This window comes from Planctopirus sp. SH287 (genome assembly GCF_056500625.1).
Window position 1 is genome coordinate 5,153,215 of record NZ_CM151403.1, and the last position, 14,810, is coordinate 5,168,024.

At 54.4% G+C, this 14,810-nt stretch carries 12 protein-coding genes; 2 read left to right on the plus strand and 10 right to left on the minus strand.

Going from position 1 to position 14,810, the window contains the following annotated elements; genetic code table 11:
- Window positions 1–20: 20 nt before the first annotated feature.
- The 10 genes from darG to SH287x_RS19220 form a co-directional block, all read right to left on the minus strand.
- The gene (gene darG / locus SH287x_RS19175) at window positions 21–1,091 is read right to left on the minus strand and encodes a type II toxin-antitoxin system antitoxin DNA ADP-ribosyl glycohydrolase DarG (protein ID WP_479516003.1); all 1,071 of its coding nucleotides are present in this window, start codon (window positions 1,089–1,091) and stop codon (window positions 21–23) included.
- Between the two features lie 3 nt (window positions 1,092–1,094).
- The gene (gene darT, locus SH287x_RS19180; protein WP_479516005.1) at window positions 1,095–1,847 is read right to left on the minus strand and encodes a type II toxin-antitoxin system toxin DNA ADP-ribosyl transferase DarT; all 753 of its coding nucleotides are present in this window, start codon (window positions 1,845–1,847) and stop codon (window positions 1,095–1,097) included.
- 95 nt (window positions 1,848–1,942) lie between these two features.
- The gene (locus SH287x_RS19185; RefSeq protein ID WP_479516006.1) at window positions 1,943–2,716 is read right to left on the minus strand and encodes a 3-keto-disaccharide hydrolase; all 774 of its coding nucleotides are present in this window, start codon (window positions 2,714–2,716) and stop codon (window positions 1,943–1,945) included.
- Between the two features lie 173 nt (window positions 2,717–2,889).
- Window positions 2,890–3,681 carry a type 4a pilus biogenesis protein PilO gene (locus tag SH287x_RS19190; RefSeq protein ID WP_479516007.1) on the minus strand — a complete coding sequence of 264 codons (792 nt, stop codon included), beginning with the start codon at window positions 3,679–3,681 and terminating at the stop codon, window positions 2,890–2,892.
- Window positions 3,678–4,565 carry a PilN domain-containing protein gene (locus SH287x_RS19195; protein WP_479516008.1) on the minus strand — a complete coding sequence of 296 codons (888 nt, stop codon included), beginning with the start codon at window positions 4,563–4,565 and terminating at the stop codon, window positions 3,678–3,680. The genes SH287x_RS19190 and SH287x_RS19195 overlap by 4 nt, the downstream gene beginning before the upstream one ends.
- Window positions 4,552–5,784 carry a pilus assembly protein PilM gene (gene pilM, locus SH287x_RS19200; RefSeq protein ID WP_479516009.1) on the minus strand — a complete coding sequence of 411 codons (1,233 nt, stop codon included), beginning with the start codon at window positions 5,782–5,784 and terminating at the stop codon, window positions 4,552–4,554. Before pilM ends, SH287x_RS19195 begins: the two co-directional genes overlap by 14 nt.
- Before the next feature lie 15 nt (window positions 5,785–5,799).
- Entirely contained in the window at window positions 5,800–6,375 is a 576-nt protein-coding gene (locus SH287x_RS19205; protein WP_479516010.1) for a pilus assembly FimT family protein, read from the minus strand.
- A gap of 167 nt (window positions 6,376–6,542) precedes the next feature.
- Entirely contained in the window at window positions 6,543–8,495 is a 1,953-nt protein-coding gene (locus SH287x_RS19210) for a hypothetical protein (RefSeq protein ID WP_479516011.1), read from the minus strand.
- Window positions 8,485–9,429: a PulJ/GspJ family protein gene (locus tag SH287x_RS19215; RefSeq protein WP_479516012.1), complete on the minus strand. Its 945-nt coding sequence runs from the start codon at window positions 9,427–9,429 to the stop codon at window positions 8,485–8,487. Before SH287x_RS19215 ends, SH287x_RS19210 begins: the two co-directional genes overlap by 11 nt.
- Window positions 9,430–9,679: 250 nt before the next feature.
- The gene (locus SH287x_RS19220) at window positions 9,680–10,384 is read right to left on the minus strand and encodes a type IV pilus modification PilV family protein (protein ID WP_479516013.1); all 705 of its coding nucleotides are present in this window, start codon (window positions 10,382–10,384) and stop codon (window positions 9,680–9,682) included.
- Between the two features lie 597 nt (window positions 10,385–10,981).
- Between SH287x_RS19220 and SH287x_RS19225 the strand changes: the two genes are divergently transcribed.
- Window positions 10,982–13,093 carry an ABC transporter transmembrane domain-containing protein gene (locus tag SH287x_RS19225; protein WP_479516014.1) on the plus strand — a complete coding sequence of 704 codons (2,112 nt, stop codon included), beginning with the start codon at window positions 10,982–10,984 and terminating at the stop codon, window positions 13,091–13,093.
- A 450-nt stretch (window positions 13,094–13,543) separates the two neighbouring features.
- Window positions 13,544–14,440: an RAD55 family ATPase gene (locus SH287x_RS19230; protein ID WP_479516015.1), complete on the plus strand. Its 897-nt coding sequence runs from the start codon at window positions 13,544–13,546 to the stop codon at window positions 14,438–14,440.
- Window positions 14,441–14,810: the final 370 nt, after the last annotated feature.

Consider the following 14,810-nt stretch of genomic DNA (forward strand, 5'->3'; position numbering starts at 1 on the left):
AGTTTGATTTTTGTCTGCCTCTAAGCCAATTCAGCTTCGACCAGACGAGTTATAGCCAGTTCCAGAAGTCGATCGCTAAAGATACGATTCTTGCGCTCGGCGTGAATTTTACCGGCGCGCCAGTTTTGAATTCCGTAACGAATGTCCGAAAGCGTCGGCGGGACACCTTCACGGGAAATGAGCCAATCGACCGTAGCTAAGGCCTCCATTCCTAGCGGCGACTGGAAGCCATCGATCAGTTCGTCGGTCGCTTCAATGACTGCCTGATATGGTTTGGTGTGTCGACTTTTCAGATAGAAATCCACATTGCTCTTCATGGCGTCGACGAACCAAATTGTCTCGAAGGCCGTCGCGTCTGCCAGCCGTTTATCGCAATGAAGATAGCTACCGTCGAGACCATTCAGCAAATGCTTCAACCGTTCAGCATAAGGGCCGTAGCGGTTCGCCTCGAATCTCAGATCAAGCGGGTTCTCAATACCTCGCTTCTGAATGACTCGTTCCAGAAACCACGCCAGCTTTTGAGCTTCCAGTAGCGTACATTCCATGCCGAGAATCAGATAGCGGCGGATCATCTCGGCCACAATCGCCCGAGCCGGTGTGAGCTTTTCCACGCCGAACTTTTTGGCGACATTTTGGTAACGGGCAGTGGGCTCGAAGACGAGAATGTCCACATCGTTTAGATCGCCAAGTTTTTTTTCGATCATGGGTCTGACAATGTTCCAGTCCAGCCCACCGTTCCCACAACCGAGCGGTGGAATCGCGATCGATCGAATTCGCTTTTGGATCAGGAACTGTTTTAACGCTGACAGTCCGGAATCGATCCATTCCAGCTTTGTCGGTTGCCGCCAATGTTCTTTTGTCGGAAAATTGATGATCCATTTTGGGCCGCCGAATTCGACGCCGGGAGTAGCAAACATTTCTCCGACACGAACTTTCGCTGTTTTGCATGCGGCAGCGTACTCCCGATAGTTCTCAGGAAATCGCTCTTTGAACATCAGCGCAATCCCCTTGCCCATCACGCCTACGGTATTCACCGTGTTGACGAGGGCTTCGACATCCGCTTCCAGGAGATTGCCGGTTTTGAATTGCATGAATCAATAATACCAGTTTGAAGTCACTTTGACATCGATTTGTGCGTTAGTTGAGGCAAGCTGTCTGTCCAATTCGTCTTTGACGGCTTGATTGAAACAACCGATCCCATGGAATGCCAAGAGCGGCACTCGTCGGTGAACCAACGTCTCTGCCTGATATCTGAGCGTCTTGCCTGGATCGTTCTGGTCGCGTTGAAAATTCTTTTTCTGAAGCAATGGCCAATCGATGCGATCCAGACGTTCGACGGAATCGAAAAAATCTGTGTCGACTGAATAGGCATGCTGGTTTGTAAACACGAAAGGGACGTTTTGCGCGACGAGTCGATGGACAGAGGAGACGAAGATCACGATGTCATGATTTTCCCTCCGTTGAATCCCGCCAAATCCGGTGTGAATCTGGTACATCATGATGGAAAATGGCGTGAAATAGAATGGGACGTAATCGTTCAACATGCCGCCGGGGGCTATCGGAACGGGGCGATGTGCGCGTTTGTCGATAAGCTCGGTGTTCCCAATTCTCACAAAACTCGGATTCTGCAAGTGCGAGTTCCGGCAGTCCATCCCCTCATGCTGCAAAATCCACGGTACATTCGCGATGTGCGTAATGCGAAAGATTAACCCTCTCTCCGGATTGCAATCAAATCCCATAATCTCATTCTGTCCAGAGAAGCCTGAATCGCAGAAAACACGTTTAATGCACTCGCATTGATCGCAAGCTGTGCACTGCACAACACAATCTAAACGAGAGTCAGGCATCGTCCGACCTACGACTGCCGTACCCTGCGGGACTTCATCCGTCCCGGGAGTTGCAGAAGATAAGGGGGCTGACGCCCCCCGCACCTTTTTCAAAGTTACTTCTTGAGGACTTTGACCTTAATATCCTTGTAGCGAACATGCTGATCGACGAAGTTGCCGCCGCCGTGGACTTGCAGGGCGATGCCGCCTTCATCGGGGTGGCGGAGTTCGGTCTCAGTCCACTTCATGAACTTCACGCCGTTGATCCAGGTGGTGATGGTGGGTGGGTTGCCTTCAATGCGGGCGCGGAGTTCGTTCCACTCGCCGTGCTTCCAGAACTCGGGCCATTGTTCAGCAGAAACCGGTGCAGGAACGGGAGCGTCCTTGGTTTTGATCTTCGTGACAGCGTCCAGGAAGTCATAGTTTCGCAAGTGAGGCTTACCGCCCAGACCTTCGCCATAAATGCCAGCAACGTTGCCGCCGTTGTGGTAGTCGATCATATACTGCCAGGCTTTCCCTTCTTCGGTACTGCGGAGGAAGAGGCCGCTGTCGGGGCCATAGTCATTTTTCATTTTCAGGACGACTTCAAAGTCGCCGTACTTCTTGTCGGTGATGACAATGCCGCCGTTAGCGGGAATATCCTGTGAACCGACAATCATGCCATCTTCAACAACCCATTTTCCGCCGGTGGTATTCTTGCTGGCCCGGCTGTGGCCTGTCTTGGTGCTGACATGCCAGCCATCCAGCGTTTTTCCATCAAAGATTGACTCAAAGCCGGTATCATCGAAGGTTTCGCGAACGATTTCCGCCGCGTTGGTCATGGGCATGGCCCAGGCGGCCAGAGCGATGGCAGAGGCTGTGATCAGGGGGAAAATTCGAGCTGCGGGCATACGGGCTGCTTTCGTCAATGAGGTTTGTTCATCGGGCGGGAAAAAGAGGGTCGCTCTCCTGAACCCATCGGAACAAATCACTGCGACAAACGCCACCAGAAACGCCACTGATCGTTCAAAGAATCTGGTATCTCGCCGCCAGAACCGAATGACGAAAACAGACGCGGGGTCGATCACGGTTTTGCGAGGCTGGTTACAGCATCATGATGGGGCAGTAAACGATGAGGCAACAAACGGCATCCCAGATGAATTTCGCCGGTCAGGATCGGTGGTGTCCCTGAGAATGAACTTCCTGCCGGGATGCTTTCTGTTTCGGTCTTCCCTTGTGAGAGTTCACTGGCACTGATTCCCGTACTCTTCACTGGCTGGCCACTTTCCCCGGAATATCCACCCGTTTCATTTTGGGTGGCATTGGTGACAGATGGGGGCAGACGAACGCCAGGCCGTGAAGCGGATGAGGGGCGAACACCCACACGCATCCGCGAAGAAGAGTCTGATCCTTCTGTGGCGAGATGGCATTCAAACACTTCCACCTCTTCTGGCATCTGCTCCAGTTGATCCAGTAGCTGGCTCCATTGAGCGAAGGTTCCCGAGACTTGCACCCGAATGGAAGCCACTTGATGGGTGGAGTGCTCGCGGATTTCCAGAGGTTCCATGCGCCCAATGGTGAGCTGATGAGTCTTCGCTGCTTGAGCGATGGCCTTGAGCAGGCGGGTCGTCAACACTTGTGGCGTGGGGCGTTGACTGAAGGATTCTCGATACGTTTCGATTTGTTCCCGCAAGTGTTCAGCCTCGGCCAATCGCACGGGGATCTGCTGGAGTTCCTGATTCGCCATCGCGATCTGGGCGTCGATCTTGCGTAATTCATTGACACCGGGCCGATGCACAAAAAAGAGATAAGCCAGCGTTAAAGTCATCAGCACACCACCGGTGCGCATCAGTTCAAACGTACGAGAATCGTTCATTTCTGCACCCCTTGGCGAGCGCTGCGCTGCTCGGCTGTCCGATGAGGGGGGATGTCTCGGGCAATTTCATGTTCATCAACAGTGATTGGCTTGGGAACAGTCATAGGCTTGGGTGATGGTTGTGCGCGACTCGAAGGCGCCAGGCTCGCTTTGCCGACAGGTGGCGCTGCGGGAATGACGGCTGAAGGAATTTCTCCTGAAGGAAATTCTCCAAGAGGCCGCACCTGCAATTGGATGGTGAACTTCTGGAATTCCAGATCATGTTTCACCTCGGTCGTACTAAGCCCCAACTGCGCGGTCAGAAAATGGGGTGATTCCCCCAGCCGGTGCAAGTAATCAGAGATCTCGAGATGGTCTGCCGCCAAACCTGTGATTTCAACGGTCGTTTGTCGATCGGTCAGTTCACCCAGGGCTGCTTTCAGCAGTTCTCCCGCAGATGACTCTTGAATCATCTTTCCGCGGTCGGCCCCTTTCTGATCTGACCGACCGATTCCATTTCGCGATGTGTTTGACGCATTCGTCATGGGTCGCAGATGCCATTCCAAAAGGTGAACGCCTTCTGGACGCAGCAGGCTGATTTCATGGATCAGTGTGGCAATCGACAGATCCGAAGCCAGCACTTTCTGGACGCGCTCCGCTTCGATCAAACGGTTGAGTTCCTGCTGAAGAGGTGCAATGGGAGGAACCGTGGCTTCCGCATGACGAACAGTGGCATGCAGATGGCTTAACCGGATTCGTTCACGAGAAATTGCCGACCATTGCCCCACGGTTCCCACAACAACCAGCAATGCAAATATGGCGGAAACGGCGACATGCCAGCGTGCCCGCTGTTTTTTTTCGCGGGCCTCATGATATCCCATCGGCAGGAAATCAATGCCGTTCATGGGCATCTCCTGCAGATTGTTCTGAGGAATTCATGGCCATCGCGGCAGTAGTGTCCTGAGGTCTTTCGATCGAGAAATTTCTGAGCATTGCCGCCGAACCAGCCAACGAAAAGTCTCGCAGGGCCAACCCCTGTGCAATGATCCATTCCCCGTTGGCGGATTCTCTCCGGGTAGAGGGCAAGCGGCGTCCCTTAGACTCAAAACGCCGCAGAGGCCCCAGCGTTTTCCCTGCCCCTGAAACATCATTGCTGGAGCTGGAATCACCATTTTCACGGCAAAGGGTGACAGGAAGTCCGAAGCGTTCCGCCAGATAGTCCGCCAACCACATCGAAACATTGACTCCGCTCAGCCACAACTGCCCCGCTGGCTTACCACGGAAGGTGACTTTGCAGTATCGCAAGCACATTTCCACTTCATTGGTCACTGTCTCCAAAAGCGGACGAATGGCTTCAATGACAGAACGATGAACATCATCATCCGCATCAAGTTCGTCGGCCCGACTGACCGAGCAGCGCAGTTGCCGTGCTTCCAGCTCAGACAATTCCAGTTCGTTGGCAATGGCGCGATCAAACTGGTTGACGCCGACCAGGATATACTTAAAAAAAAGAATGCGATCGTTGTCGGCAAACAGCACGGTGGAAAGCTGCTCTCCCAGGTGGAGAAAGACCGCTCGTGATTCATCGGAATCGATGGTCTGTTGCAGCCGCAAAAGTGCAGTGGCCTCGGTATCAATCGCATGCGGGATTAATCCTGCCGTTTCACAGATGCGAATCTGCTGTTCGATCGCCTGCTTGCGGCATGCCATCAGGATCACTTCATGACGAGTAGCACCATCCTGCTTCACATCACCGGCGAGAATCAGCCGGAGTTCGGCTTCGTCGAGAGGATAAGGCAACCGTTCTTCGGCCTCGAATCGTGCCACCTGTTGCAACTCTTCAAACGGCACTTGCGGCAGTCGGACGTTATGCACCCACAGTTCGTGCGAGGGGACAGCCAATACGACACGGCGTCCGCGAAACGCGCCGCTTCTCCACCAGCGGCGAAGAATGCCGGAAATCATTCGTTCATCGTCGCGCGAGTCGCTCGCTGAGAAGGCCACCGCCAGTTCTTCGACATTGGCCCTGACATTCCCCGAGCGATCGAATTGAACGGCGCGCAGCGATCCTGGCCGCATTTGCAGTCCAACCATCGAGACTTGCGAAGAACGACCGTTCCACATGGGGCCAAGACCTCGTCACTCCAGCCAAACCTGTCCCGTAATCCACGATATTGTCAGTTTGAGGTTCACGATTCGCGAACCTTCTCCGTGTCCGAGCGTGATCTCAGTATCGGCACTTCGGACAGGCCCCGTGCCTCCGGCCGGCCCAAACGGAACATTCGTTACATTCCGGTTTTCTGAAGGGATGCGGACGGACAGAATCCTGACACCTGACTGGCGCGAAGATTGAGTATGGAAACCTGACATCGGCACCACATAACCCGAAGACTGGCTCCCCGGTGGTGCCAAAGGATTGATCAATGGCGGAACAATGGCTGTTCCTGTGTGGACAATCGCGTAGGTCTGCGCTGTCAGGTCAAACTGTACCTCATAAGTGGTGTTTTGTTCGATGGCAAGTTGCCGGGCCAGGCGCAAGTCAGCGGCTAATCGTCTTCCCGCGACCGGCAGCATCTGCTGACCCCACGAACCAACCGCAGTCACCCCGACGGTTGCGACGATGCCGAGAATCACAATCACAATCATGAGTTCGATCAGCGTGTAAGCTTGCCGGGATAAGCCTGCTGGTTTCAGAGGCTGTCCGAAAACGCCCAAATCCTTCTCCCTTCGAGGGAGAAGGTGGCCGCAGGCCGGATGAGGGGGAGCGGATTGCCTGTGGCGATGCTGGGCATTCATCAAAAAGCCCCTCACCCCAGCCCTCTCCCTCGAAGGGAGAGGGAGTTTTTCCGGACAAGCTCTCAGAGAATTCGACAAAATTTGTTTCATGGGGCCACCTCGCGAGAGATCACACGCCACTGATAGCCAGCTTGCCCAATTCCTGGAGTCGAAGCTCCTGTTGAAGAATTTGTTCCCGCCACCAGCAGTGGCAAAGTCGTCACTTCATTGACCACCGGCTGACGCTGGACATGGAATGTTGGTTCAACGGTCAGGCCAAATGTCGCGTAATAACTCCCCAGCCAGCTGACGTTGGCCGGATTGGCCAGCCACTTGGTCAACGTCATCGTTGGCTGGCCACCTGCTGCCAGCCAACCGTTCGTCTGCTCCCATTGAGATCGCAACAGGATCCAGGAGAGCGAACTGATTTCCCAGGCGGTGGAGCGATTAAAGTTTGCGGTATCGCACCAGATTCTTCCCACAATCCGCACTTCTGAGGCCAGTGTTCTTGAAATCTGCCATGACACCGGTTGGCTGCTGGAAACCGTCCCCACCACAGTTAATGTTCGCTGGTGGCGATTGACCGACACGATGGGCAGGGTTCTTCCCGAACCGCCGGTATTGAGCCAGAGTTGATGCTGCCAGTCCCCTGACACACCGTCTAAAGAAACATCGTCGGCAATCTGAATTGTTGAATAGGCTTGATCGCTGGGCGATGCGGTCGCCAATTGCCCGCTGCGGGAAATGTCGGCCACATTATTCCGCCCGCGTGTGAGAGCGGCTCCACCCCCTGTGACGGTTCTGGTCGCTAACAACTGTCCCTCAGCCAGACAGTAACAGTCACGGTCAAATTCAATGTGTTGAGCCAGGATTGTCGGAAGTTGTGTGGGGAGTGCTGTGGATCGCAGATCTTTGGGAAAAATCTGGTCAAGCCGAGCGGGCATGATCACATTGTTCGTCCCCTCAAATTTCACACGGCCAGTGACAACCAATGCCCCGACAATGACCGTGTTGCCGGTGATTCTCAGATCGCCTGATCGATAGAAAATCCCCAGGGGATTGGAAGGTGTCGGCACGAGTTCTGTCGACTGCACCACACTTCCCAGGGCTTGTGCGCTGTAGGTAAAGCCTTTGTCAAAGAGCCGATACTGCATCCAGTCATTCAGAGAAAAAGTCGGCGTTGGCGGATGATTGTTCGTGATGGAAACGGGGACTCCCAACCGCGACAACGTGTCGGCCACTTGCGAATTTGTTGCAGAACTGCTGTTGGAAAAGAAAAAAGTCCCACTTAGCGGATGGGGGTATTTTCCCGTGGACGTTAATGATCCAAAGTCCTGCGCCAGATGGCTGAGCGCTAATTGCCGGGTCGATGACGACCATGAAGGATCGGAGTAAATCACCGGTCGCCCGCGGATCCAGACATCACCTTCCAGCCGATCACCGGGGTCGAGCGTTAAGGCGGTGGACGAACTCGATGCCAACGTCATGGCATGATTGCGTGTGGCCATTGTCGCAGCGTTGGGAATATTCCAGTCAGCCACAGGACTGGTGGTTCCGCTGGGGGCTGTCACTCGTGGCTGCAACTCCACAATAAGGCTGATCTGGCGACTGGCGACAGATCCCGTTCCCGCAGGCTGGAAGCGTCCGACGCAGCGGATTTCCAGCCGCAATGACCGCGACAAGTCTTCGGCTGTCACGGCCACGGGATGGAATGTCGCCGTATACTCGGTGACCCCTTCTGAAGTACGCCATAAAGTTCCATTGATCGCCTGGCTGACTCCGGCCCAACTGGTGGAGTGAATCTTTTGTAAGACCAGTTGCAGTCCCGATTCAGCGGCATCGCTGGCGTATTGCCGGTGCCCGGCATTGGTGGTCAATCGAGCCGAAATCGCCTGCGTTTCCAGAAACGCCATCGTCACGCCACAGGTCAAAGCCAAGGCCACTACCACCATGACGAGCGCTGTCCCTGCTGGTGTCGAACGTCTCATGGACGAGTTGCAAAGCTGCCCGTTTGCAGTCATCGAAGACTGAGCAGTCGGTCGAACAGTGTTATGCTTCATGGAGCCAGCTCCTGATCGCTGACCCGAAGAAAATTTTCTGGCCATCTCCCAGCCGCGGAGCTTCCGTCTCACTCGATGATTCCACCTCAACGGAATGATCATCACTATTCAGCATTTTCTGAGGATCGAGCGCGAACTGCCATGTCACATGAGCGGCACGTAACCCGGAAGTTTTCGATGAAAATCCACCTTGCCAGGGAAGCTGGCTCCAGGCGGTGCTTCCCGGCGTGGTCTGTGTGAGACTCTCACTGGAAGGAGAAAAGCGAAGCTGAAAATGAGTTGCTCCCCGCCAGGCACTTTCCATGGAATCTCCTTCGGACATCGGAGGAACCAGGCTCAGACGATCAATGATTTTGACTCTTCGTATCTGGGTCGAGGCGAGGGCCTCACTCAGCAGGCGTTCAAAATTGGTGGCCTGAAAATCCAGCGTTTGCGTGCTGCTCGGAAAGGTGATTTCCACGAGTTGCGTCGGAAGTGTATTCGCTGTTGAAGTCTGTCCTGTTGAAGTGGAACTCATCTCAGGGACAGCCCACGTATAGACGACAATTTCATTGAAGCGTGGCAGGCGACCAGAGAATGCCCCACCGGCCAGTTCTCCGTGGGAGCCGCCACTCCAGATGACCAGCATGTCGCCTGCCAATGTCGTAGATGTTGAAGTCTCTCCGCTATCGACTTGCTGGCAAACCGCGACACCCAGTTGCCAGTGATCCCCTTCGATCCGGTAAATTCCTGCACGGCTCAGCATCCATTCCACACGACGATGGAAGGCTTCCGATTGGGAACGAATCTGTTCCAGTTGATCACTGTGATTCCATGCTGTCTGCACAGCCAATGAAAGACTGCCAATCACCACCGAGAGCAGTGAAAAGATCATCATCGAAATGATCAGTTCCGGCAGCGTAAATCCCTCTTTGGAGCGAGACGAAACCGTCAAAAATGCTCGACTCCTTATCCGGTAAAACTCCCTCTCCCTGCGAGGGAGAGGGCCGGGGTGAGGGGTTTGATGAATGACCAGAATGTCCGCTGATAATGCTCGACCCCTCATCCGGCCTGCGGCCACTTTTTCCCCCAAGGGGAGTAGGGTCAGTTGGTTTCCAGGCAGACACCGAGAGGACCCCGTAAGACTCTCTCCCCGTCCTCGATTGCGATGACAGGCATCACTGTGCTGGAGCAACAGATATTCATTACTGGGTTGGAGGAACATAGGTCATGATCCTCTGGGATTGAGCAACAATGGGGGCGTCGTTCATCTGGCTTGGCAAGGACTGTGAAGCGGTCGAGGCGTTGCGGGAAATGGCGGCTGGATGTTTCAATTCACGAATGCGAACGGTGATTCGGCGGACACCTGTTTCACTGGCAGTCACTTGCCATGTCCCTCCTGTTCCCGACTGCACACGCTCGACGATGACTTCCTGAACAAATTTTTCCACTGGCCCAATGGTGGGTCTCCCCGTTGTTTCCCCTGAGATTGTCAGTGTTTGCCCCAGTGAGGGGCCGCCAAGTGGCCAGCCTTCGCAATCCACCGGAGGGGACTGTGCGTAGCCGGCGAAATCGTCAAGATCGTTGTAGTCGGTGCGGCTGGCAGGAGAGTTAGAACCCGCCAGCTGGGGGCGTGTGTCACTCGATTGCGGGAAGCGGGCCAAAGAGATTTCGTCGATCAGTTGCCGGGCCAGGCCCTGTGCGATCGATGAACTGACAGCATCGGATGATGACAGGCACAGTGCGTGAACCACGTTGACGAGTGCCGCACAGACCATGGTGGTCAATGTGACGGCAATGAGCGCTTCAATTAACGACAGGCCCGAGTTCCGGCGAGTTGGCGTGTGAGCCGTGAGCCGCGATTGGTCGTCGTGTCGGGCATTCGCGAGAAAGACAGACGTGGGAGACATGACCCGTGCTCAACTGACGGACAAGAGGAAGTCAGTAGGAATCAACGAAAAACAGCTTGAAATCAGGTGTTTTCGGTGAAGATTGTGTCAACTTGACCGAATAAAACGGAGAACGCGGCAGGGTCCCCTCGAAGCTCCAAGCTCCTCCCTGCCGCGTTCTTTCGTCGCTCAATAAGCGTCGGTGGTTTGCTGTGTTGCAGTCACCGTTGCGTTGTGTTCATGACGGAAATCTAGGACAGGAACAGGGCGTGTCAAATCAAATCTGGTTTTCGTGAAAAACTTCTGAATTTGATAAATCCTGGCTGGCTGATTCGCCTGGTGCCGTGACCATTCGACGAAGTCGATGGGCTTGATACCGTTCATTTGACCGGCAAGGTTCGCCTGTTGAATCTCTTCGGAAGGAACTTCTGCTCATTCAATGTGATGAGGAAACAGGGGATAGCGACAGCACAACGCGTGTGGTGTAATCCAATTGTCGAAATCATGTTCCAGCAGTCATGTTCCAGTTCTCACGCGAACTCCATGTTCACCTCTTCGATTTAGAGAATCTCCGTGTTCATCGCGACACCGTTTTCGCGGAGATTCAGGGAGCGATCTTTGAGTAATGCCACGCACAAGCCCTTTGAACGGGCATTTGCCAATCGCGACCTCTTTCGTGGCGCAGCCCGAGTCGGCCTCATCTGGTCGGTGATCTCGGCCTGTTTGACCGTCATTCTGTTTGCCATCGCCGGCCTGATCATTGGTCTGTGCCTGCATCATGGAAACTTGTCGGTGATGCTGGATCCCACTGACGCCCTGCGCCTGGAAAAACTTTCGGGTGCCCAGTTGATTCCGCCCGAGTTCCGTGAGTCAGTCGATCAACCGGAAGCAACGCCGGAAGAGGCGGCATCAAACCCTAACCCCATGGGCGAAATGGGCGAAGCAGACAGTTCTGGCACGCCCGCCCCTCCCCTCATTTCCATTTTCCGTACCGATACAGGGATTCTGCCGACCGTTTGGAACCATCGAGACCGCTGGTATGGTCAGGTGCTGGCCCGCCTGTATCGCTCTTTGGAAAGTCTGAAAGGCAATGTCTCAGCGCTGATTGTCCTGTTGATCAGTGCAGGGATCGTGACGTTGTGCCGCCTGGGATGTATTGGGCAAGTCAAACGGAGTGCCCGCCGGGCGGCTCTGGAAATGAGTGCCCAGCTTCGCCGGAACATTTATCGTTCCAATCTGCGCCTGGGTGTTGAGGACATTGAGGGCAGCACGGTAGAAACGGCCCAGCGTTTATTTGTTTCTGATGTCGAAACGCTGCAAAGCCTGCTCTTTGAATACATTGACCGAACATTGCGGCTTCCTCTGGAATTGTTGGCCGTGGTCGGTGTGGCCCTGGCAGTTAACCCTGTGCTGACGCTGGAATGGCTCCCGCCTCTGGCGCTTTGCTGGTATCTCCTGGCGCATGGCTACAGTCGCGCGCAATCGGCACGTCGTCTGGCAGCTGATCGCGGCAATCATGACCTGCAAGTGCTGGCCAATTCGCTGGGCCGTTCCCGGATGATTCGATCGTATGGACTCGAACAAGCCGAACAGGAACGGTTTCATGACCATCTGGCCCGCTACACCAAGAATATGAAGCTTAAGGCTCGGGCGACTGATGACGCTCTCTGGCTGAGAGTGTTTGTTTATCTGGCCGTGGTGGCTGTGATTGTGTTTCTGCTGTTTCTCACGCTCGTTCAGATTGCGATGAATTCGCCTTATCTGACATTTACCGAGGCGCTGCTATTCCTGGCGGCGGTGGTGGTGGCGATTTACCTCGTCAGAGAACTCCTCCGTATTGGCGGAATCCGGAGTCAGGCCTCTGATCTTTCGAGCCGTATTTTTCAATATCTGGATCGTATTCCTCAGGTCAGTCAGGCGGTAGGTGCCCGTTTCTTAAACCCTCTGTCAAAGCGACTGCAAATTGAGCAAGCGGTTTATACGTCGCCAACATCAGGGAAAGAGCTGCTCACAAAACTTGACCTGCTGCTGGATGCCGGAAAGACTTATGCCGTGACAGCGATTGATCCCATGGAGGCTCGAGCGTTGGCTTTGGCGATTCCCCGGTTCATTGAGTTGAAGTCCGGGCGCGTTCTGATCGATGGCGAAGATGTTGCCTGGGCCACATTGGAGTCTCTTCGTTCCGAGATCGTGCTGGTGACGGCGCATGATGCGATCATTCCCGGCACCATTCTGGAAAACATTCGTGCGGGGGGCGACTTCACTCTTCAGCAGTGCACTGATGCCACCAAAGAAGCTCATGCTCACCAGTTTATTGTGGGACTGCTGAATGGTTATGAAACCGTTCTCGATCCTCGTGACCATCAGTTGACCGAAGGGCAGATTTTCCAGTTGGCATTGGCGCGTGCGCTGGTCAGGCGGCCAGCTCTGTTGATTCTTGATGAGCCAGCCACATCACTGGATGATGACACCAAGGCTCTGCTTGAAGACACGTATGATCGCATCACGCCGGGACGCACTGTGATCTTCCTGCCGCAGCGATTGGCCACTTTGAAGCGTGCCGATGAAATTGTGGTGATCAATCATGGGCGGGTGGAAGCCCAGGGGAATCACGCGGTGCTTGTGAAAGAGTCACCTCTCTACCGGCATTGGGAGTATCTGCGGTTCAATGAATTTCGCCGACCAGTGGAGGCTCCGCGTTTGGGGTCGCCAGGACAAAAATCAACCTGATGTTGAGTCGGCTGCCTGCCCGGAAACTCTCCACCAGTCCTTCTCCCTTGAGGGGGAAGGTGGCCGCAGGCCGGATGAAGGGGGAACGCGTGACTTTCTGTAAAAGGGAGCACATCGCCATCGACGAAGTGTTATCAATAGCTATCAGAAACACAGAGGCATAAATACCCCTCACCCCGGCCCTCTCCCGCAAGCGGGAGAGGGAGTTAAATCACTCTCCCTTTTGTTAGATTGGCCGAGTGAATTCTGCTGCCAGTGCGAACCTGTTGTGGTGGTCTGGCGTCGGTGCCATGCCGGGATGGCATCAGCGATTTTCAGGCGGACTCTGCTTTCTGCTGACGCACGCGACCATCATTTCTGACCGCATGATCGCAGGTTGATGAACGGGCGTCAGGATGGAAGATGCTCGATCTCAGGTTGAATACTTTGACTAACGGTTTTAGGAATACCATGACTGCATCTCGTCATTCCACGGGAATTGAAAGACTCGACGAACTTCTGGGCGGTGGACTGATTCCTGGAACGATGACAGTCGTACTGGGGGCGACAGGGATTGGTAAGACACAACTGGGTTTGCAGTACGCCTATGCAGGTCAGCAGCAGGAAGGGGAACTGGGTTGCCTGGCCGATCTGACCACGCGGGGAGACTCACAGAATCACAATGCGTATGCCGAACGCATTATGAATTGGCATCCCCGGACAGAGGAGGACGCCCCGCCACTCCCGCCGACTGGCGACGCGTTTTTCCAAAATCTGGATCAACGGACACAACTTCTCAATTTGCTGGAAATGACCGGCCGCAGGGTGACGAGAGATGCGACCAGCCCTGATGAATGGCTTGATTGGAAAGCGGAGTGGAACCATCGTTTAGAATCGGCTACCGCATTTTTCTACCGCAACTTTGTGGCGGGGACTCGCCGCTGTGTGATTGATGGCGTCGAACCATCGGCGGCGTCTGTTGATTCTCATCAGTTTGAAATGTTCTCTTATCTTTATCATCAGGTGATCCGCAAAGATCATGACTGGGTGGCGCGCGATCTCTTTCGTGTGAAGTACCGGGAGCTTGAGCCACTGGTAATGCAGCACTCCTATGAGGCCAAAGAAATCTCCTGCCTGCTTTTGGCCACGTCTCATGAAGTGATGCTGGAAGATCTGATCCGGCGACCAATTGCCACCGGAGATGAACTGGCCAACGCCAACACGATTGTTCTCATGGGGAAGGTTCATCAGGGGAACCGTACGGGGCGGGCACTTTATGTGGCCAAGCATCGCGGCAGTGCCTGTGAAGAAGCCATTGTCCCTTACACGATCACGACGACGGGTCTGGAATTGTCACCAGATCATTAAGGCGAGGCTGCCGTCAGAAACGTTGCTGTGTCGTCTTTGCAAAATTCAGGATTCCCGTGAAAGATCGAATGGCAGAACCACTATTGATTACGGTGATCTGAAGAGATGCCAGGAAACTGATCTCGGTCTCTTGCTGGGGATCGGGAAGCTGGAAGTGATGCCAGGTGTTCCCGGTCGCAGGCCTGTTGTCAGAGAATTATCTGAAAAATCGACTCGATTGCGAAGTGGCCAGCGGTCGATTTCTTCTGATGTGAGAGACGCAGCAAGAGTCGCTGATCGATGTCCATCGGCTCGGATGGTTCTTGTTCACTCCGGTAGGGGAGAAATCCCAAAAAGAGTGAATCTGGAAGCCGTCACCTCGGAAAACGAC

Excerpts from the sequence above, each read along its gene's own strand:
- darG (WP_479516003.1), bottom strand. The coding sequence starts at position 1,091 with ATGCAATTCAAAACCGGCAATCTCCTGGAAGCGGATGTCGAAGCCCTC.
- darT (WP_479516005.1), bottom strand. The coding sequence starts at position 1,847 with ATGCCTGACTCTCGTTTAGATTGTGTTGTGCAGTGCACAGCTTGCGAT.
- SH287x_RS19185 (WP_479516006.1), bottom strand. The coding sequence starts at position 2,716 with ATGCCCGCAGCTCGAATTTTCCCCCTGATCACAGCCTCTGCCATCGCT.
- SH287x_RS19190 (WP_479516007.1), bottom strand. The coding sequence starts at position 3,681 with ATGAACGATTCTCGTACGTTTGAACTGATGCGCACCGGTGGTGTGCTG.
- SH287x_RS19195 (WP_479516008.1), bottom strand. The coding sequence starts at position 4,565 with ATGAACGGCATTGATTTCCTGCCGATGGGATATCATGAGGCCCGCGAA.
- pilM (WP_479516009.1), bottom strand. The coding sequence starts at position 5,784 with ATGTGGAACGGTCGTTCTTCGCAAGTCTCGATGGTTGGACTGCAAATG.
- SH287x_RS19210 (WP_479516011.1), bottom strand. The coding sequence starts at position 8,495 with ATGAAGCATAACACTGTTCGACCGACTGCTCAGTCTTCGATGACTGCA.
- SH287x_RS19220 (WP_479516013.1), bottom strand. The coding sequence starts at position 10,384 with ATGTCTCCCACGTCTGTCTTTCTCGCGAATGCCCGACACGACGACCAA.
- SH287x_RS19230 (WP_479516015.1), top strand. The coding sequence starts at position 13,544 with ATGACTGCATCTCGTCATTCCACGGGAATTGAAAGACTCGACGAACTT.